Consider the following 16,882-nt stretch of genomic DNA (forward strand, 5'->3'; position numbering starts at 1 on the left):
ATGAGAGCCGACCTGGACATCATCCAAGACTGGATCCCCGCCGGCAGCCGCGTGCTTGACCTGGGCTGCGGCGATGGCGAACTGCTGAGCTGGCTGCGGGACAACAAGCAAGTCACCGGCTATGGCCTGGAAAACGACCCGGACAATATCGCCCAGTGCGTGGCCAAGGGCATCAACGTGATCGAACAGGACCTGGACAAGGGCCTGGGCAACTTTGCCAGCAACAGTTTCGACATCGTGGTGATGACCCAGGCCCTGCAAGCGGTGCACTACCCGGACCGCATTCTCGACGAAATGCTGCGCGTGGGCCGCCAGTGCATCATCACCTTCCCCAACTTCGGGCACTGGCGCTGCCGCTGGTACCTGGCGACCAAGGGCCGTATGCCGGTCTCGGATTTCCTGCCGTACACCTGGTACAACACGCCGAACATCCACTTCTGTACTTTCGAAGACTTCGAAGCCCTGTGTGGTGAGCGTGAAGCCAAGGTGATCAACCGCCTGGCCGTCGATCAACAGCACCGTCACGGCTGGGCAAGTAAGCTATGGCCCAATCTGTTGGGCGAAATTGGTATCTACCGGGTCAGCAGCCCTGGCCTGACGGATCACAAGATTGCCGTCTAATCATTTTCAAGAGGGACGATCATGAGTCGCTTGGCCATTTTTCTACTGACTGCATGCCTCGGCGCCAGCGCCATGGCGGCGGACACTATCGACGCTAATCGCAAGAAAGACTTCGGTGATATCACCGTTCATTACAACACCTTCACCTCCAGCTTCCTGCAGCCGGAAACCGCCCAGAAAGTTGGCGTGGTGCGCAGCAAGGAGAAAGGCTTGATCAATGTGACCGTGATCAAGGGCGTAACCCCGGTGGCAGCTCAGGTGACAGGCACCATCAAGGACCTGGGCGGCAAGAGCGAGATTTTGACGTTCAAGCAAATCGACGAGAAAGGCGGGATTAATTACCTCGCGCCGTACTCTGTGACACAGCGGGAATACAAGACGTTTACCATCAATGTTGAAACCGGCGGCAAAGCCCATAGCTTCCAATTCAACCAGGAACTGTTTCCGGCGGAATGATGAACCTTACTCAACTCGTACTGGCCAGCCATAACGCCGGCAAGCTCAAAGAACTCCAGGCAATGCTCGGCGACTCCGTGCAGTTGCGCTCGATCGGCGAGTTCAGCCAGGTGGAGCCGGAAGAGACCGGCCTGTCGTTCGTCGAGAACGCCATCCTCAAGGCGCGCAATGCCGCACGCATCTCGGGCCTTCCGGCGCTGGCCGATGACTCTGGCCTGGCGGTGGACTTCCTCGGCGGCGCGCCGGGCATCTACTCGGCGCGTTATGCCGATGGCAAGGGCGACGCGGCCAACAATGCCAAGCTGCTGGACGCCCTCAAGGATGTGCCGGACGCGATGCGTGGCGCGCAGTTCGTCTGCGTGCTGGCCTTGGTGCGGCATGCCGATGATCCGCTGCCGATCCTCTGCGAAGGCCTGTGGCACGGGCGCATCCTGCATGCGGCCAGTGGCGAGCACGGTTTTGGTTATGACCCGCTGTTCTGGGTTCCGGAACGCAATGTTTCCAGCGCTGAGTTGAGCCCGGCCGACAAGAACCAGATCAGCCACCGCGCCCGCGCAATGAATTTGCTGCGCCAACGCCTGAGCTTGAAATGACCCAGAACACCTCCGCGCAGCCGCTGATCCACGGTGGCGCGCAAACACCACGGGCGGCCATGCCGGTGCTGCCGCCCCTGGCGCTGTATATCCACATTCCGTGGTGCGTGCGCAAATGCCCTTACTGCGACTTCAACTCCCACACCGCCAGCAAGGTGCTGCCGGAAGAAGAGTATGTCGACGCCTTGCTGGCCGACCTCGATCAGGACCTGCACGCGGTGTATGGGCGCGAACTGAGCTCGATCTTCTTCGGCGGCGGCACGCCAAGCCTGTTCAGCGCTGCGGCGCTGGGCCGATTGCTCAAAGGCGTGGAAGCACGCATCCCGTTTGCCGGCGACATCGAGATCACCCTGGAAGCCAACCCCGGTACTTTCGAGCAAGAAAAGTTCGTCGCTTACCGCACGCTGGGGATCAATCGGCTGTCCATCGGCATCCAGAGCTTCCAGCAGGAAAAGCTCGAGGCCCTGGGTCGCATCCACAACGGCGACGAGGCCGTACGCGCCGCCGGGATGGCACGCCAGGCCGGGTTCGATAACTTCAACCTGGACCTGATGCACGGTTTGCCCGATCAGTCCCTGGAGGACGCGTTGAGCGACCTGCGCCAGGCCATCGCACTGAAGCCGACGCACCTGTCCTGGTACCAGTTGACCCTGGAACCCAATACCGTGTTCTGGAACCAGCCGCCCGCGCTGCCGGAAGACGACACCCTGTGGGACATCCAGGAAGCTGGCCAGGCGCTGCTGGCAGAACACGGTTACGCACAATATGAAGTGTCGGCCTACGCCCAACCCGGGCGCCCGGCGCGACATAACCTCAACTACTGGAGCTTTGGCGACTTTATCGGCATCGGCGCCGGCGCCCACGGCAAGCTCAGCCACCCCGACGGGCGCATTGTGCGCACTTGGAAGACCCGCGCACCGAAGGACTACCTCAACCCGGCCAAAAGCTTCCAGGCCGGGGCGAAGGAGCTGACCAACGAAGAGCTGCCGTTCGAGTTCCTGATGAACGCCCTGCGCCTCACCGAGGGCGTCGACGCCACGCTCTACGCCGAACGCACCGGCCTCGATCTGGCGAGCCTTGACGAGGCGCGGCGCGAGGCAGAACAAAGTGGCTTAATGCAGGTCGAACCGTCACGCCTGGCGGCCACTGATCGCGGGCAACTCTTTCTCAATGACCTGTTGCAGAAGTTTTTGAGCTGATCGCTCTAAGGAAATCGAATGGATTTGGTACTCGACCTGCTCGCCACCGTATCCCGCTGGAGCCGCAGCAACCTGTCGGAAATCTCCCTGGCCCTTGTGGGCTGTTTGCTGGTGCTGTTTGGCGCCGACATCAAGGGCTGGGTCGAAGCACGCCTGGGCAGCGTTGCCGGCGCGTTGCGCGTACCGTTGATGGCCCTGCTGTGCATGATCGGCAGCGGTGCGGCGCTGATCTACGCCACGCCGTGGATTGTGCGGGGGTTGAGCCAGTTCAATAACTACAGCCTGGCGCCGGTGCTGGTGGTGGTGCTGGTGTTGATTGGCGTAGTCGCCGATCGCCGCTGACCTCAAATCCAACACAAAACAACTGTGGGAGGGGGCTTGCCCCCGATAGCTGAGGGTCAGTCGACATCAAAGTGACTGATCCACCGCTATCGGGGGCAAGCCCCCTCCCACATTGAATTGCATTTCAAGTCAGTGGCGAGTTACGCCAGCTTCTCGAACTTCAAATCCCAAACCCCATGCCCGAGTCGCTCGCCACGACGCTCGAACTTGGTGATCGGGCGTTCGGCCGGGCGCGGTACGCATTTGCCGTCTTCCGCCAGGTTGCGGTAGCCAGGGGCAACGTCCATCACTTCCAGCATGTATTCGGCGTACGGTTCCCAATCGGTGGCCATGTGCAGGATACCGCCGACTTTCAGCTTGCTGCGCACCAGCTCCGCGAAGGAGGCCTGGACGATGCGGCGCTTGTGGTGACGGCTCTTGTGCCATGGATCGGGGAAAAACAGCATCAGGCGGTCGAGGCTGTTGTCGGCGATGCAGCGGTTGAGCACTTCGATCGCGTCGCAGTCATAAACCCGCAGGTTGGTCAGGCCTTGAGTCAGAACGCCGTTGAGCAGCGCGCCGACACCCGGGCGGTGGACTTCCACGCCGATAAAATCCTGTTCCGGCGAGGCCGCCGCCATTTCCAGCAGGGAGTGCCCCATGCCAAAACCGATTTCCAGGGACCGCGGGGCCGAACGACCAAACACCTGGTCATAGTCCACCGGCGCGTCGGCCAGGGGCAGGACGAACAGCGGCGTACCTTGCTCCAGGCCTTTTTGCTGGCCTTCGGTCATGCGGCCGGCGCGCATCACAAAACTCTTGATGCGGCGGTGCTTGGACTCGTCGCCTTCTTCCACGGTGTTCGGCGTTTCGTTTGATTCAGTCATCAATGGCTCTTACTTGATCAGACCATCCAGCGGCGAAGAGGCGCTGGCGTATAGTTTTTTCGGCATGCGCCCGGCGAGGTAGGCCAGGCGGCCGGCGACGATGGCGTGTTTCATGGCTTCGGCCATCAGCACCGGTTGCTGGGCGTGGGCGATGGCCGAGTTCATCAGCACCGCGTCGCAGCCCAGTTCCATGGCGATGGTGGCGTCGGAAGCGGTACCGACACCGGCGTCCACCAGTACCGGGATCTTGGCTTCTTCGAGGATGATCTGCAGGTTGTACGGATTGCAGATGCCCAGCCCGGAACCGATCAGGCCGGCCAGTGGCATCACGGCGATACAGCCGATTTCGGCCAGTTGGCGGGCGATGATCGGGTCATCGCTGGTGTAGACCATCACGTCGAAACCTTCCTTGACCAGGGTTTCAGCGGCCTTGAGGGTTTCGATCACGTTTGGGAACAGGGTTTTCTGATCGGCCAGCACTTCCAGCTTCACCAGGTTGTGGCCGTCGAGCAGTTCACGGGCCAGGCGGCAGGTGCGCACGGCTTCGACGGCGTCGTAGCAACCGGCGGTGTTCGGCAGGAAGGTGTAGCGATCCGGCGACAGCACTTCGAGCAGGTTCGGCTCGCCTTCGATCTGGCCGAGGTTGGTGCGGCGCACGGCAAAGGTCACGATCTCGGCGCCCGAGGCTTCGATGGCCAGGCGGGTTTCTTCCATGTCGCGGTACTTGCCGGTGCCGACCAGCAGACGGGACTGGTAGGTACGACCGGCCAGGACGAAGGGCTTGTCGCTACGAACGATGCTCATGGGAAATCCTCGAAATGGGGTGAGGTTCTGCAGAATCCGGGGCTACATAAACGTGCGGGACTAGCCGCCGCCGATGGCGTGGACCACTTCGACCTGGTCACCGTCGGTGAGCGCGGTCTCAGCATGCTGGCTACGCGGGACGATATCCAGGTTGAGTTCCACTGCGACGCGACGCCCGGTCAGGTCCAGGCGGGTCAGCAGGGCCGCAACGGTTTCACCGTCGGGCAGTTCAAGGGATTCGCCGTTCAACTGAATGCGCATGCCACGGGCCGCCATCGATTTTAGGGGCCAGCATTCTAGCTCGATTGGGACCTGAAGGTCAGCTCCAAGCGTCAAGCGGTCAGCTGCAAGCGCCAGGCAGCCAAGCCCAGGAAGAACCAACCCAGCAGGAACGCCAATCCGCCGAAGGGCGTGATGATGCCGAGTTTGCTGATCCCCGTGGTGGTCAACACGTACAGGCTGCCGGAGAACAGCAGGATACCGACGACAAAGGACACGCCTGCCCACGTCACCAGGCGCCCCGGAATATGCGCCAGCAGCAGCGCTACGCCGAACAGCGCCAGGGTGTGCACCAACTGATAGGTCACGCCGGTGTGAAAGATCGCCAGGTACTCGGCGCTCAGGCGGCTTTTCAGGCCATGGGCGGCGAACGCACCGAGGGCGACACCGGTGAAGCCGAAAAAGGCAGCCAGCATCAGAAAGCTACGCAGCATGAGGAACTCCAGTCAGACTCATTGGGCAGGGTCTGTATAATGGCCCGCTCAACGGGTTCGGCCAAGCCATCTCTATGCTGCGTGTCCTCTTCAAACGCTTTCTCAACGTCGTGAAATGGTTTGCCATTGGCAGTGTTCTGCTGGTGCTGCTGTTCCGTGTCGTCCCGCCGCCCTTCACCGCATTGATGGTGGAGCGCAAAGTCGAATCCTGGTTCGACGGCGAACCCATTGACCTGCAACGCACCTGGGTGCCGTGGGAAGAAATCTCCGACGACCTGAAAGTGGCGGTGATGGCCGGTGAAGACCAGCGCTTCCCGCAGCATTGGGGCTTTGATTTCGGCGCCATCCAGGCGGCGCTCCTGCACAACGAACGCGGCGGTTCGATCCGTGGCGCGAGTACGCTGAGCCAGCAGGTGTCGAAAAACCTGTTCCTGTGGGCGGGTCGCAGTTATTTGCGCAAAGGCCTGGAGGCCTGGTTTACCGCGCTGATCGAGGTGTTTTGGCCCAAGCAGCGGATTCTTGAGGTGTACCTCAACAGCGTGGAATGGGATGAAGGCGTGTTTGGCGCGCAAGCGGCTGCGCGACATCACTTTGGCGTGAGTGCCAAGGGATTGTCCCGGCAGCAGGCCAGCTACCTGGCGGCGGTGTTGCCTAACCCTCGGGTGTGGAGTGCCAGTCATCCGACCGCGTACGTGGCGCGGCGAGCGGCGTGGATTCGCCAGCAGATGAGCCAGCTGGGTGGGGATGGTTATCTGGCGGAACTGAACAACTCTCGCAAAGCGCCTTGGTCCGACTGATACAACACAAAACAAATGTGGGAGGGGCTTGCCCCCTCCCACACTTTTAAGCAGCGATGGATAGTTTCAGCTTGTTCATCGCGCTCTTTTCAAGCTGACGAATCCGCTCGGCCGACACGTTGTACTTCTGTGCCAGGTCGTGCAGCGTAGCTTTTTCTTCCGCCAGCCAGCGCTGGTAGAGGATGTCACGGCTGCGGTCGTCCAGCACTTCCAGCGCTTCGTGCAGGTTGTGGTTGGAGTTGTCGCTCCAGTCGGCATCTTCCAGTTGACGCGCCGGGTCGTACCGGTGGTCTTCCAGGTAGTTGGCCGGCGATTGGAAAGCGCTGTCGTCGTCCGCTTCCGCGGCCGGGTCGAAGGCCATGTCATGGCCGGTCAGGCGGCTTTCCATCTCGCGCACTTCACGGGGCTCCACGCCGAGGCTTTCGGCCACGCGGTGGACTTCCTCGTTGTTCAGCCACGCCAGGCGTTTTTTCTGGCTGCGCAGGTTGAAGAACAGCTTGCGCTGGGCCTTGGTGGTCGCGACTTTCACGATGCGCCAGTTGCGCAGGATGAACTCGTGGATTTCCGCCTTGATCCAGTGCACGGCAAACGACACCAGGCGCACGCCCATCTCAGGGTTGAAGCGCTTTACAGCCTTCATAAGGCCGACGTTGCCTTCCTGGATCAGGTCAGCCTGGGCCAGGCCGTAGCCGCTATAGCTACGGGCGATATGTACGACAAAACGCAGGTGGGCGAGCACCATCTGCCGAGCCGCCCCCAAATCCTGCTCATAGTAGAGACTCTCGGCCAGTTCACGCTCCTGCTCGGGGGTCAGCAATGGAATGCTGTTGACCGTGTGCACATAGGCTTCCAGGTTCGCACCCGGGACCAAGGCATAAGCAGGTTGCAAAGAAGTGGTCATACGAAAAAACCTCCGACTCACATAACTCGTGCAGTTCAGCACTGCGAAAATTGACCGGGAACCGTAGGACAAGTTCCCTAAACCACTGATACGGTCAATACAAACGAAACCACATTAATCTGACATTAACTACTTCGGTGCCAGCTCACGTAAATGCCGTGCGACCGCAATCCAGGCACCGATATAACCCAACAATACCGCGCCAAGCAAGAGCGACAGACCATCGGCCACCGGTACCCCGGCCAAGGCAAAATCACTGCCATACAAGCCGGCAAGCCCAACGACTGCGTCGTTCAGCCAGTTCAGACCGAACGCCAGCACGCCCCAGGACAAAATCCCCGCACCCAGGCCATAAAGCGCGCCCATGTACAGAAAAGGCCGACGCACATAGCTGTCCGTGCCGCCGACCAGTTTAATCACTTCTATCTCGGTGCGACGGTTTTCAATATGAAGACGAATGGTATTACCTATCACCAAAAGTAATGCAGACACCAACAGCACCGTCAGGCCGAACACAAAGCGGTCGCCCAGCTTGCGGATCGCCGCCAGGCGCTCTACCCAGACTAGATCAAGTTGCGCCTGTTGCACCTTGGGCATCTCTGCGAGTTTTTGCCGCAGGGCTTCAAGGCCCGCCTTGTCGACTTCATTCGGCGTCACCAGGACCACACCCGGCAACGGGTTCTGCGGCAGCTCCTTAAGCGCCTCGCCCAGGCCGGACTGTTGCTGGAACTCCTCAAGGGCCTGGTCGCGACTGACGTACTCGGCGTCCGCGACGCCCGGCATGTTCTTGATATCGTCCCGTAGCGCTTCGCCTTCCTTGGTACTGGCATCCAGGTTCAGGTACAGCGAAATCTGCGCCGCACGCTGCCAGGAGCCACCCAGGCGCTCGACATTATTAAGCAGCAACGACAAGCCCATCGGCAGGCTCAGGGCCACGGCCATCACCAGGCAGGTAAAAAAGCTGCCGATCGGCTGCTTGCCCAGGCGACGCAGGCTGTCCAGCAGGCTGGCGCGATGACTTTCGATCCAGGCGCGCAGCAGGGTGCTGAAGTCCGGGCCGTCATCGTCGTCGTGTTTTTTCTTTTTCGGTTGCGGATCGGCCGGTTTCGGCGCCACGCGCTCGGAAACCTTGGGGCTACGTGTCGCACTCATACGCCAGCCTCCCCGTCACCGATCAGGCGACCGCGTTGCAGGGTCAGCATGCGGTGGCGCATACGTGCGATCAGCGCCAGGTCGTGGCTGGCGATCAGTACGCTGGTACCCAGACGGTTGATGTCTTCGAACACACCCATGATCTCGGCCGCCAGGCGCGGGTCGAGGTTACCGGTGGGTTCGTCCGCCAGCAGCAAGGCCGGGCGGTGAACGATCGCGCGGGCAATGCCGACGCGCTGTTGCTGGCCGGTGGACAGGTCGCCGGGGTAGAGGTCGGTCTTGTCCGACAGCGCCACGCGCTCCAGGGCCGAATCCACGCGCTTGACGATTTCGGCCTTGGACAATCCAAGAATCTGCAACGGCAAGGCAACGTTGTTGAACACCGTACGATCAAACAGCAACTGGTGGTTCTGGAACACCACGCCGATCTGGCGGCGCAGGAACGGGATCTGCGCATTACTGATGGTGGCCAGGTCCTGGCCCGCCAGCAGCAATTTGCCGGTGGTTGGGCGCTCCATGGCCAGCAACAGGCGCAACAGCGTACTTTTGCCGGCCCCCGAGTGACCGGTGACAAACAAGAACTCGCCGCGACGCACTCTAAAGCTCAGCTCATGCAAGCCGACATGCCCGTTGGCATAGCGTTTACCGACCTGTTCGAATCGAATCATGAACGCTCCCGCTCGGCAAACAGTGCCTGTACAAAGGGTTCGGCTTCAAAGGTGCGCAGGTCGTCGATGCCTTCACCGACGCCGATATAACGAATCGGCAACCCGAACTGCTTGGCCAGGGCGAAGATCACGCCGCCTTTGGCCGTGCCGTCGAGCTTAGTCAACGCCAGGCCGGTCAGTTGGACCGTCTGGTTGAATTGTTTGGCCTGGCTGATGGCGTTCTGGCCAGTACCGGCGTCCAGCACCAGCAGCACTTCGTGCGGGGCGTCTGCGTCGAGCTTGCCGATCACGCGGCGGACTTTCTTCAGCTCTTCCATCAGGTTGTCTTTGGTGTGCAGGCGACCGGCGGTATCCGCAATCAGCACGTCGATGTTACGAGCCTTGGCGGCTTGCACGGCGTCGAAGATCACCGAGGCGGAATCGGCACCGGTGTGCTGGGCGATGACTGGGATCTTGTTGCGCTCACCCCAGACCTGCAATTGCTCGACGGCAGCGGCGCGGAAGGTGTCGCCGGCGGCGAGCATGACTTTTTTGCCTTCCGACTGCAGCTTCTTGGCCAGTTTGCCGATGGTGGTGGTCTTGCCGGCGCCATTGACGCCCACGACCAGGATCACGAACGGCTTGTTCGGGGTGATCACCAGTGGCGCTTCCACGGGCTTGAGCATCGCCGCCAGCTCGGCCTGCAAGGATTTGTAGAGGGCGTCGGCATCGGTCAGCTGCTTGCGCGCGACCTTCTGGGTCAAGCTCTGGATGATCACGGCGGTGGCTTCGACGCCCACGTCGGCGGTCAGCAGACGGGTTTCGATGTCTTCCAGCAGTTCGTCGTCGATCACCTTTTTGCCGAGGAACAGGCTGGCCATGCCTTCGCCGATGCTGGCGCTGGTCTTGCTCAGGCCTTGCTTGAGGCGGGCGAAGAAGCCGGTCTTGCTGGTTTCGACAGGAGCGACGGACGCGGGCTCGACGGGCGATTCGATAACGGCGGGAGCGGCAACCACGACGGGAGCCGGCTCAACCACTGGCGCGACAACCGCAACGGGTGCCGGCTCGATCACAGCTACAGGCGTAGGCTCTTCGATCACGACAGGAACCGGCTCGATAACCACCGGAATCGGCGGCGTCACATGCTCGGCCTGCACGTCGTCAACCAGCGCCACGGGCTCTTCGGCCACCGGCAGTTCCGGCCACGGCTTATGCTCGGGCTCAGGTTCCGGCGCCACTTCGGCCACCGGCTGCAACACCGGCTCAGCCATCGGCAAAACGACCGGCGCCGGCGCTTCGACTACCGGTTCGGCTTCTACTATAGGCTCGGGGATCGGCTCAGCTTGAACCTGTGGCTGTTCAGCGACGGTTTCCTGCGGCTTTTTGCGCAGCCATCCGAACAGGCCTTTCTTCTCGCCAGCCGCAGCTGGGGTCTTCTTGTCGTCGTTGGAACCAAACATGGAGACGGCTATCTCAAGGTAGCGACGCGCCAAGGGGCACATCGGTAAATAAAATTCGATGCGTAACAGACTGTTTTTTAGCCAGCTCGTTCATGCGCAACATTTTGTAAGGCCTAAATAGGGCCTTAACAAGACAGCCATAGTGGCCGTCCCTAGGTCGGATCAGTATCCTAGCACCTCCTCGCCCGCCGACGCTAAGACCAAGCGGGCAGCCCAACAGGTTTAAAAACGAATGAATGCTCTAGCCCGCCACGCCGCAGGCCTGCTGCTCAGCACAGTTTGTCTGCCACTTTCAGCCTTGGCTGCCGACCCACAACCCACCCATGAATTCACCCTGGATAACGGCCTCAAGGTGGTCGTGCGCGAAGACCATCGCGCGCCGGTGGTGGTTTCCCAGGTCTGGTACAAGGTCGGTTCGAGCTACGAAACCCCGGGCCAGACCGGTTTGTCCCACGCCCTGGAGCACATGATGTTCAAGGGCAGCGCCAAGGTCGGCCCCGGCGAAGCCTCGCTGATCCTGCGGGACCTGGGCGCCGAAGAAAACGCCTTCACCAGCGATGACTACACCGCCTACTACCAGGTGCTGGCCCGTGACCGCCTGGGCGTTGCCTTTGAGCTGGAAGCCGATCGCATGGCCAGCCTGCGCCTGCCGGCCGACGAGTTCAGCCGCGAAATCGAGGTAATCAAGGAAGAACGCCGCCTGCGCACCGACGACAACCCGATGTCCAAGGCCTTCGAGCGCTTCAAGGCGATGGCTTTCCCGGCCAGCGGCTACCACACACCGACCATCGGCTGGATGGCCGACCTCGACCGTATGAAGGTTGAGGAACTGCGCCACTGGTACCAGTCCTGGTACGTGCCGAACAACGCCACCCTGGTAGTAGTCGGCGATGTGACCCCGGACGAGGTGAAAAACCTCGCCCAGCGCTACTTCGGCCCGATCCCCAAGCGTGACGTACCGCCCGCCAAGATTCCGATGGAGCTGGCCGAGCCCGGCGAGCGCCTGCTGACCATGCATGTGCAGACCCAATTGCCGAGCGTGATCCTGGGCTTCAACGTACCTGGCCTGGCCACCGCCGAAGACAAACGCTCGGTCCAGGCCCTGCGCCTGATCTCGGCCCTGCTGGACGGCGGCTACAGCGCACGGATCTCCGAACAGTTGGAGCGTGGTGAAGAGCTGGTTTCCGCCGCATCCACCAACTACGACGCCTATACCCGCGGCGACAGCCTGTTCACCCTCTCGGCCACTCCGAACCAGCAAAAGAAAAAAACCGTTGCCCAAGCTGAAGCCGGCCTGTGGCGCCTGCTGGAAGAGTTGAAGGCCAAGCCACCGACCGCCGAAGAACTGGAGCGCATCCGTGCCCAGGTCATCGCCGGCCTGGTGTACCAGCGTGACTCGATCACCAGCCAGGCCACGGCCATCGGCTCGCTGGAAACCGTGGGCCTGTCCTGGAAACTCATGGACACCGAACTGGCCGACCTGCAAAGCGTGACCCCGGAAGATATCCAGAAGGCCGCACGCACCTATTTCACCCGCGAACGTCTGAGCGTCGCCCATGTTTTGCCTGAGGAGACCGCTCATGAGTGATCGCAAAAGCAGCCGCCTGATCCTGCCGGGCCTGATCGTCGTCACCCTGGTCGCAGCGAGTGCCGTGTATTTCCTGCGCCCAAGTGAGTCCGTCGCCAGCCAGGCGCTGGACAAGGCGCAATCGGCCAACAAACTGCAATCCCTGGCGGAGCTTGACGGCAAGGCGCCGACCAACCGCAAGCTCGACGTGCAAACCTGGACCACCGCCGAAGGCGCCAAGGTGCTGTTTGTCGAAGCCCATGAGCTGCCGATGTTCGACATGCGCATCCTGTTCGCCGCCGGCAGCAGCCAGGACGGCAACGTGCCGGGCCTGGCACTGATGACCAACGCCATGCTCAATGAGGGCGTGCCGGGCAAGGATGTGAGCCAGATTGCCAGTGGTTTTGAAGGCCTGGGCGCCGACTTTGGCAATGGCGCTTATCGCGATATGGCGCTGGTGTCCCTGCGCAGCCTCAGCGACAGCGCTAAACGCGACGCCGCCCTGGCGCTGTTTGACGACGTCATCGGCAAACCGACCTTCCCCGCCGATTCCCTGGCGCGGATCAAGAACCAGATCCTCGCCGGCTTTGAATACCAGAAGCAGAACCCCGGCAAACTGGCGAGCCTGGAGTTGTTCAAGCGCCTGTACGGCGATCACCCCTACGCTCACCCGAGTGAAGGCACGCCAGAAAGCGTTCCGAAGATTACCCTCGCACAGTTGCAGGCGTTCCACGCCAAGGCTTATGCGGCGGGTAATGCGGTGATTGCCGTGGTCGGTGATTTGACCCGCGCCGAAGCCGAAGCGATGACCGCCAAAGTGTCGGCCTCGCTGCCCAAGGGCCCGGCCATGGCGAAAATCGCCCAGCCGACCGAGCCCAAGGCCGGCCTGAGCCATATCGAGTTCCCGTCCAAACAGACTCACCTGCTCTTCGCCCAATTGGGCATCGACCGCTCCGACCCGGACTACGCAGCGCTGTCCCTGGGCAACCAGATCCTCGGCGGCGGTGGCTTCGGCACCCGTTTGATGAGCGAAGTGCGCGAGAAACGTGGCCTGACCTACGGTGTATATTCCGGCTTCTCGCCGATGCAAGTGCGTGGCCCGTTCATGATCAACCTGCAAACCCGCGCCGAAATGAGCGGCGGCACCTTGCGCCTGGTCGAAGACGTGCTGGCCGACTACCTCAAGACCGGCCCGACGCAAAAGGAACTGGATGACGCCAAGCGCGAGCTGGCCGGCAGCTTCCCGCTGTCCACTGCGAGCAACGCCGATATCGTCGGGCAGCTGGGCGCCATGGGTTTCTACAACCTGCCGCTGAGCTATCTGGAAGATTTCATGAAACAATCCCAGGCACTGACCGTAGAGCAGGTCAAGGCTGCCTTGAACAAACACTTGAGCGCCGACAAGATGGTCATCGTGACCGCCGGCCCAACGACTGCGCAAAAGCCACTACCGCCCCCCACTGATAAACCTGCCGAGCAGCCGCTCGGGGTTCCGGAGCATTAATGGCCAGTTCATCTCGCCCGAAAAAACCTGTCCACAACGTGCATAACGGTGTGGGCCAACTGCGCATCATTGGCGGTGAATGGGGCAGCCGCAAGCTGAGCTTCCCCGACGTCGTGGGCCTGCGCCCAACGCCGGATCGCGTGCGTGAAACCCTGTTCAACTGGCTCGCGCCTTACATTGCCGGCGCCAAGGTGCTGGACCCGTTCGCGGGCAGTGGCGCGCTGTTCCTGGAGGCGCTGTCCCGTGGCGCGGCCCAGGCCCAGGCGCTGGATGCCAGCAATGTCGCGGTGTCCAGCCTCAAGGAACACCTGGGCACCCTGCGCTGCACCAACGGCCAGGTGCAGACCGCCGACGCCCTGCGCTACCTGGAAACCCAGGCTGCCAGCGCCTACGACGTGGTGTTCCTCGATCCGCCGTTCAACCAGAACCTGCTGCCGACCGTGTGCGCCTTGCTGGAAGAACGCCAGTGGCTGGCGCCGGATGCGTGGATATACACTGAAAGCGAGACCGCGCCATCTACCCTGGGCTTGCCGGGCGCCTGGCGCCTGCACCGGGAGCAGAAATCCGGTCGTGTGTATTACGCGTTGTGGCATCGATTGGTCGAAAGCGTCGCCTGATTTTTCAGACTGGCTTCAATTGTGGTGAGCGGGCTTGCCACAGACTGAGAGTTTCATGACACCGTCCTTCGACCTCTTCACCCCCGCCTTCGGCCTCGGCAACCCTCACCTGCAAACACTGTGGGGGCCGCTGTGGCGCCCTACCACCCATATCGAACGCCAACGCGAACGCCTGTGGCTGGAAGACGGCGACTTTCTCGACCTCGACTGGCATGGCCCCCATGACGCGCAGGCGCCGTTGGTGCTGGTGCTGCATGGGCTGACCGGCTCATCCAATTCCCCCTATGTGGCCGGCCTGCAAAAAGTCCTCGCCGCCCAAGGCTGGGCCAGTGCGGCCTTGAACTGGCGCGGCTGTTCGGGCGAGCCCAACCTGTTGGCGCGCAGCTATCACTCGGGCGCCAGCGAAGACCTGGCCGCCGCCATTGCGCATCTACGCGCCAAGCGGCCGCTGGCGCCGCTGTATGCGGTGGGTTATTCGCTGGGGGGCAATGTGCTGCTTAAGCACCTGGGGGAAACCGGCGAGGCATCCGGGCTGCAAGGCGCGGCGGCGGTGTCGGTGCCGTTTCGCCTGGACCAGTGTGCGGACCGCATCGGGATAGGTTTCTCGCGGGTTTACCAAAAGCACTTCATGCGTGAAATGCTCGCGTATATCCGCGTCAAACAAAGCCGTTTTTTACAGGATGGCCGCGCGGACGGGCTGAAGGCCCTGGAAGCGCTTGGCTCGCTGGAGAAGATGCGCACCTTCTGGGACTTCGATGGCCGGGTCACCGCGCCGCTGCACGGGTTCTTGAGTGCCGAGGACTACTACCGCCGCGCGTCGAGCCGCTACTACCTGGGTGCTATACGCACGCCGACGCTGATTATCCACGCTGCCGATGACCCGTTCGTATTCGCCCACAGCTTGCCCGAGACCAGCGAGCTGTCGGCCTGCACCGAGTTTGAACTGACGGCCAAAGGTGGGCATGTGGGCTTCGTCGATGGCTCACTGAAACGCCCCAGCTACTACCTAGAGCGGCGCATCCCCCAATGGCTACTGGCACACCACGGTTGAACATGTGGGAGGGTTTACCCCACCGGGAACTCAGTCACCCGTAGCAATTGCCCGCGCAGGATCAGTAATCCACTCGCTCCACGACCCCGCATACAACTTGCCCAACGGGTAACCCGCCAGGCTGAGGGCGAACAGGTTGTGGCAGGCCGTCACGCCCGAGCCGCAATACGCCACCAGTTCTTCCGGCGAGCGGCCCTGCAACTGCGCGGCGAAGCGTTGCTTGAGTTGCTCGGCCGGGAGGAAACGCCCGTCACTGCCCAGGTTTTCGTTGAACGCCGCACATTGCGCACCGGGAATGTGCCCGGCAATCGGGTCGATAGGCTCCACCTCGCCGCGAAAGCGCGGTTGGGCGCGGGCATCGATCAGGGTCAGGCCGGGTTGGCCCAGGCGTTTTTGCAGGTGTTCGGCATCCAGCAGCAGGCGATTGTCCGGTGTACCGGCAAACGTCCCGCGCTCGACGACCGGCGCATCCAGGCTCAACGGGAAACCCGCCGCATGCCAGGCCTTGAGCCCCCCATCCAGGATAAATACGCCGTCGCGCTTGCCCAGCCAGGCCAGCAACCACCAGGCGCGGGCGGCATAGGCACCAGGACCGTCGTCGTAAAGCACCACGTCGGTATCGGCACTCACACCCCACGCCCGCAGTTGCTCAGCGAAGGTATTCGCTGCCGGCAATGGGTGACGACCGGTCACACCTTTGATTACCGGCCCACTAAGGTGGCGCTCCAAGTCAGCGTACTGCGCACCTTCGATATGCCCTTCGGCGTAGCTGCAACGCCCGTAATCCGGATCTTCCAAGGCAAAACGGCAATCCAGGATCACCCACCCCGCCGACGTCTGGCGCTCGGCCAATTGCTGGGGGCTGATCAGTTGGGCAAGCGGCATGATGGACTCCTGTGAACAGATTCGGGAAAGGTCCTACTTCACGTCTTCCAGTGCCTGGTTCAACGGCACGTAAAACTCTTTGAACAATGCATCCACCGCCTCTTTCGCCTGGGGCGTAACGAAACCCGCCTCCAGCACCAGCACCTGGTACACCCCGCGTTTGATGGCTTCGGCACTCAGGTGGGCGGAGTTTTCATTGGTGGTGCACAAGAAACGCACCCAGGAAGTGAGGATGATCCAGGCATTGAGGGTCAGGGCTTCGGTTTGCACCGGGTCCATATTCAGGATGCCCGCATCGACAAACCCCTGGTAGATGGCGCCGCCCTGGATCAGGCAACGCTGGGAAAAACGCCGATAGCCGGTGGCCAGTTCCGGGTCGCTTTCCAGCAGGTGTTCAAGGTCGCGGTGCAGAAAACGGTAGCGCCACATGCCGGCCAGCAAGGCCTGGAGGTAGAAGCGCTTGTCTTCCACCAACATGGCTCGCCCCTGGGGCGGACGCAGGAAAGTGTCCACCAACGCTTCATATTCGCGGAACAGCACGGCGATGATCGCCTGCTTGTTGGGGAAGTGGTAGTACAGGTTGCCCGGCGAAATTTCCATATGGGCGGCGATATGGTTGGTGCTGATACTGCGCTCACCCTGCTGGTTAAAAAGCTCCAGGCTGGTTTGCACAATGCGTTCGCTGGTCTTTACTCGTGGTGCCATAG

Annotated in this window: 20 protein-coding genes; 10 read left to right on the plus strand and 10 right to left on the minus strand. The window is 61.7% G+C overall.

What is annotated here, in order from left to right; all coding sequences use genetic code 11:
• From metW to M2397_RS21535, 5 genes are read left to right on the plus strand one after another with little or no spacing between them, the layout of a single operon-like run.
• A complete protein-coding gene (metW, locus tag M2397_RS21515; RefSeq protein WP_017735309.1) occupies nt 1–621 on the plus strand; it encodes a methionine biosynthesis protein MetW in 621 nt (206 codons plus the stop codon).
• A gap of 21 nt (nt 622–642) precedes the next feature.
• Complete coding sequence (locus tag M2397_RS21520; protein WP_027606095.1) at nt 643–1,077, plus strand: DUF4426 domain-containing protein; 435 nt, start codon at nt 643–645, stop codon at nt 1,075–1,077.
• The gene (gene rdgB, locus M2397_RS21525; protein WP_259244367.1) at nt 1,074–1,670 is read left to right on the plus strand and encodes an RdgB/HAM1 family non-canonical purine NTP pyrophosphatase; all 597 of its coding nucleotides are present in this window, start codon (nt 1,074–1,076) and stop codon (nt 1,668–1,670) included. Before M2397_RS21520 ends, rdgB begins: the two co-directional genes overlap by 4 nt.
• A 59-nt stretch (nt 1,671–1,729) precedes the next feature.
• Nucleotides 1,730–2,869 carry a radical SAM family heme chaperone HemW gene (hemW, locus tag M2397_RS21530; protein WP_218571034.1) on the plus strand — a complete coding sequence of 380 codons (1,140 nt, stop codon included), beginning with the start codon at nt 1,730–1,732 and terminating at the stop codon, nt 2,867–2,869.
• Between the two features lie 18 nt (nt 2,870–2,887).
• Nucleotides 2,888–3,211 carry a DUF3392 domain-containing protein gene (locus M2397_RS21535; RefSeq protein WP_010207241.1) on the plus strand — a complete coding sequence of 108 codons (324 nt, stop codon included), beginning with the start codon at nt 2,888–2,890 and terminating at the stop codon, nt 3,209–3,211.
• A gap of 140 nt (nt 3,212–3,351) precedes the next feature.
• Here the strand turns inward: M2397_RS21535 and trmB are convergent, their stop codons facing one another.
• The 4 genes from trmB to M2397_RS21555 all read right to left on the minus strand — a co-directional run bounded on the left by trmB (nt 3,352) and on the right by M2397_RS21555 (nt 5,594).
• Nucleotides 3,352–4,077 carry a tRNA (guanosine(46)-N7)-methyltransferase TrmB gene (trmB, locus tag M2397_RS21540; protein ID WP_131697509.1) on the minus strand — a complete coding sequence of 242 codons (726 nt, stop codon included), beginning with the start codon at nt 4,075–4,077 and terminating at the stop codon, nt 3,352–3,354.
• A gap of 9 nt (nt 4,078–4,086) precedes the next feature.
• A complete protein-coding gene (locus tag M2397_RS21545; protein ID WP_131697510.1) occupies nt 4,087–4,881 on the minus strand; it encodes a thiazole synthase in 795 nt (264 codons plus the stop codon).
• Nucleotides 4,882–4,941: 60 nt separating this feature from the next.
• Nucleotides 4,942–5,142, minus strand: coding sequence for a sulfur carrier protein ThiS (gene thiS / locus M2397_RS21550; protein ID WP_163003275.1), 201 nt, complete (start codon nt 5,140–5,142; stop codon nt 4,942–4,944).
• 71 nt (nt 5,143–5,213) lie between these two features.
• The gene (locus M2397_RS21555) at nt 5,214–5,594 is read right to left on the minus strand and encodes a DUF423 domain-containing protein (RefSeq protein ID WP_131697512.1); all 381 of its coding nucleotides are present in this window, start codon (nt 5,592–5,594) and stop codon (nt 5,214–5,216) included.
• A 74-nt stretch (nt 5,595–5,668) separates the two neighbouring features.
• On the opposite strand from M2397_RS21555, the gene mtgA reads away from it, so the two are divergent.
• Nucleotides 5,669–6,391, plus strand: a complete 723-nt coding sequence (gene mtgA / locus M2397_RS21560; RefSeq protein ID WP_259244368.1) for a monofunctional biosynthetic peptidoglycan transglycosylase — start codon at nt 5,669–5,671, stop codon at nt 6,389–6,391.
• A 46-nt stretch (nt 6,392–6,437) separates the two neighbouring features.
• On the opposite strand, the gene rpoH is transcribed toward mtgA, so the two are convergent.
• The 4 genes from rpoH to ftsY form a co-directional block, all read right to left on the minus strand.
• On the minus strand, nt 6,438–7,292 hold the full coding sequence (gene rpoH, locus M2397_RS21565; protein WP_003176698.1) for an RNA polymerase sigma factor RpoH: 855 nt from the start codon (nt 7,290–7,292) through the stop codon (nt 6,438–6,440).
• Between the two features lie 129 nt (nt 7,293–7,421).
• The gene (gene ftsX, locus M2397_RS21570; RefSeq protein WP_259244369.1) at nt 7,422–8,444 is read right to left on the minus strand and encodes a permease-like cell division protein FtsX; all 1,023 of its coding nucleotides are present in this window, start codon (nt 8,442–8,444) and stop codon (nt 7,422–7,424) included.
• Nucleotides 8,441–9,112 carry a cell division ATP-binding protein FtsE gene (gene ftsE / locus M2397_RS21575; RefSeq protein WP_003234627.1) on the minus strand — a complete coding sequence of 224 codons (672 nt, stop codon included), beginning with the start codon at nt 9,110–9,112 and terminating at the stop codon, nt 8,441–8,443. Before ftsE ends, ftsX begins: the two co-directional genes overlap by 4 nt.
• Entirely contained in the window at nt 9,109–10,551 is a 1,443-nt protein-coding gene (ftsY, locus tag M2397_RS21580) for a signal recognition particle-docking protein FtsY (protein ID WP_259244370.1), read from the minus strand. The genes ftsE and ftsY overlap by 4 nt, the downstream gene beginning before the upstream one ends.
• A 232-nt stretch (nt 10,552–10,783) precedes the next feature.
• Here ftsY and M2397_RS21585 point away from each other — a divergent pair, with 232 nt between their 5' ends.
• From M2397_RS21585 to M2397_RS21600, 4 genes are read left to right on the plus strand one after another with little or no spacing between them, the layout of a single operon-like run.
• Nucleotides 10,784–12,139: a pitrilysin family protein gene (locus M2397_RS21585; RefSeq protein WP_131697515.1), complete on the plus strand. Its 1,356-nt coding sequence runs from the start codon at nt 10,784–10,786 to the stop codon at nt 12,137–12,139.
• Nucleotides 12,132–13,622 carry a pitrilysin family protein gene (locus M2397_RS21590; RefSeq protein WP_259244371.1) on the plus strand — a complete coding sequence of 497 codons (1,491 nt, stop codon included), beginning with the start codon at nt 12,132–12,134 and terminating at the stop codon, nt 13,620–13,622. The genes M2397_RS21585 and M2397_RS21590 overlap by 8 nt, the downstream gene beginning before the upstream one ends.
• A complete protein-coding gene (gene rsmD / locus M2397_RS21595) occupies nt 13,622–14,239 on the plus strand; it encodes a 16S rRNA (guanine(966)-N(2))-methyltransferase RsmD (RefSeq protein ID WP_131697517.1) in 618 nt (205 codons plus the stop codon). The genes M2397_RS21590 and rsmD overlap by 1 nt, the downstream gene beginning before the upstream one ends.
• 55 nt (nt 14,240–14,294) lie before the next feature.
• Nucleotides 14,295–15,290 carry a hydrolase gene (locus M2397_RS21600; RefSeq protein WP_184745101.1) on the plus strand — a complete coding sequence of 332 codons (996 nt, stop codon included), beginning with the start codon at nt 14,295–14,297 and terminating at the stop codon, nt 15,288–15,290.
• Between the two features lie 30 nt (nt 15,291–15,320).
• Here the strand turns inward: M2397_RS21600 and M2397_RS21605 are convergent, their stop codons facing one another.
• Together M2397_RS21605 and M2397_RS21610 are read right to left on the minus strand one after the other, a co-directional pair.
• On the minus strand, nt 15,321–16,175 hold the full coding sequence (locus M2397_RS21605; RefSeq protein WP_184745103.1) for a sulfurtransferase: 855 nt from the start codon (nt 16,173–16,175) through the stop codon (nt 15,321–15,323).
• Nucleotides 16,176–16,208: 33 nt separating this feature from the next.
• Entirely contained in the window at nt 16,209–16,880 is a 672-nt protein-coding gene (locus M2397_RS21610) for a TetR/AcrR family transcriptional regulator (RefSeq protein WP_145336911.1), read from the minus strand.
• Nucleotides 16,881–16,882 lie beyond the last annotated feature (2 nt).

The sequence above is a fragment of the Pseudomonas sp. BIGb0381 genome (assembly GCF_024809815.1).
Classification (GTDB): domain Bacteria; phylum Pseudomonadota; class Gammaproteobacteria; order Pseudomonadales; family Pseudomonadaceae; genus Aquipseudomonas.

Coding starts and splice junctions, on each gene's coding strand:
- metW (WP_017735309.1), top strand. CDS start 1: ATGAGAGCCGACCTGGACATCATCCAAGACTGGATCCCCGCCGGCAGC.
- M2397_RS21520 (WP_027606095.1), top strand. CDS start 643: ATGAGTCGCTTGGCCATTTTTCTACTGACTGCATGCCTCGGCGCCAGC.
- rdgB (WP_259244367.1), top strand. CDS start 1,074: ATGATGAACCTTACTCAACTCGTACTGGCCAGCCATAACGCCGGCAAG.
- hemW (WP_218571034.1), top strand. CDS start 1,730: ATGCCGGTGCTGCCGCCCCTGGCGCTGTATATCCACATTCCGTGGTGC.
- M2397_RS21535 (WP_010207241.1), top strand. CDS start 2,888: ATGGATTTGGTACTCGACCTGCTCGCCACCGTATCCCGCTGGAGCCGC.
- trmB (WP_131697509.1), bottom strand. CDS start 4,077: ATGACTGAATCAAACGAAACGCCGAACACCGTGGAAGAAGGCGACGAG.
- M2397_RS21545 (WP_131697510.1), bottom strand. CDS start 4,881: ATGAGCATCGTTCGTAGCGACAAGCCCTTCGTCCTGGCCGGTCGTACC.
- thiS (WP_163003275.1), bottom strand. CDS start 5,142: ATGCGCATTCAGTTGAACGGCGAATCCCTTGAACTGCCCGACGGTGAA.
- M2397_RS21555 (WP_131697512.1), bottom strand. CDS start 5,594: ATGCTGCGTAGCTTTCTGATGCTGGCTGCCTTTTTCGGCTTCACCGGT.
- mtgA (WP_259244368.1), top strand. CDS start 5,669: ATGCTGCGTGTCCTCTTCAAACGCTTTCTCAACGTCGTGAAATGGTTT.
- rpoH (WP_003176698.1), bottom strand. CDS start 7,292: ATGACCACTTCTTTGCAACCTGCTTATGCCTTGGTCCCGGGTGCGAAC.
- ftsX (WP_259244369.1), bottom strand. CDS start 8,444: ATGAGTGCGACACGTAGCCCCAAGGTTTCCGAGCGCGTGGCGCCGAAA.
- ftsE (WP_003234627.1), bottom strand. CDS start 9,112: ATGATTCGATTCGAACAGGTCGGTAAACGCTATGCCAACGGGCATGTC.
- ftsY (WP_259244370.1), bottom strand. CDS start 10,551: ATGTTTGGTTCCAACGACGACAAGAAGACCCCAGCTGCGGCTGGCGAG.
- M2397_RS21585 (WP_131697515.1), top strand. CDS start 10,784: ATGAATGCTCTAGCCCGCCACGCCGCAGGCCTGCTGCTCAGCACAGTT.
- M2397_RS21590 (WP_259244371.1), top strand. CDS start 12,132: ATGAGTGATCGCAAAAGCAGCCGCCTGATCCTGCCGGGCCTGATCGTC.
- rsmD (WP_131697517.1), top strand. CDS start 13,622: ATGGCCAGTTCATCTCGCCCGAAAAAACCTGTCCACAACGTGCATAAC.
- M2397_RS21600 (WP_184745101.1), top strand. CDS start 14,295: ATGACACCGTCCTTCGACCTCTTCACCCCCGCCTTCGGCCTCGGCAAC.
- M2397_RS21605 (WP_184745103.1), bottom strand. CDS start 16,175: ATGCCGCTTGCCCAACTGATCAGCCCCCAGCAATTGGCCGAGCGCCAG.
- M2397_RS21610 (WP_145336911.1), bottom strand. CDS start 16,880: ATGGCACCACGAGTAAAGACCAGCGAACGCATTGTGCAAACCAGCCTG.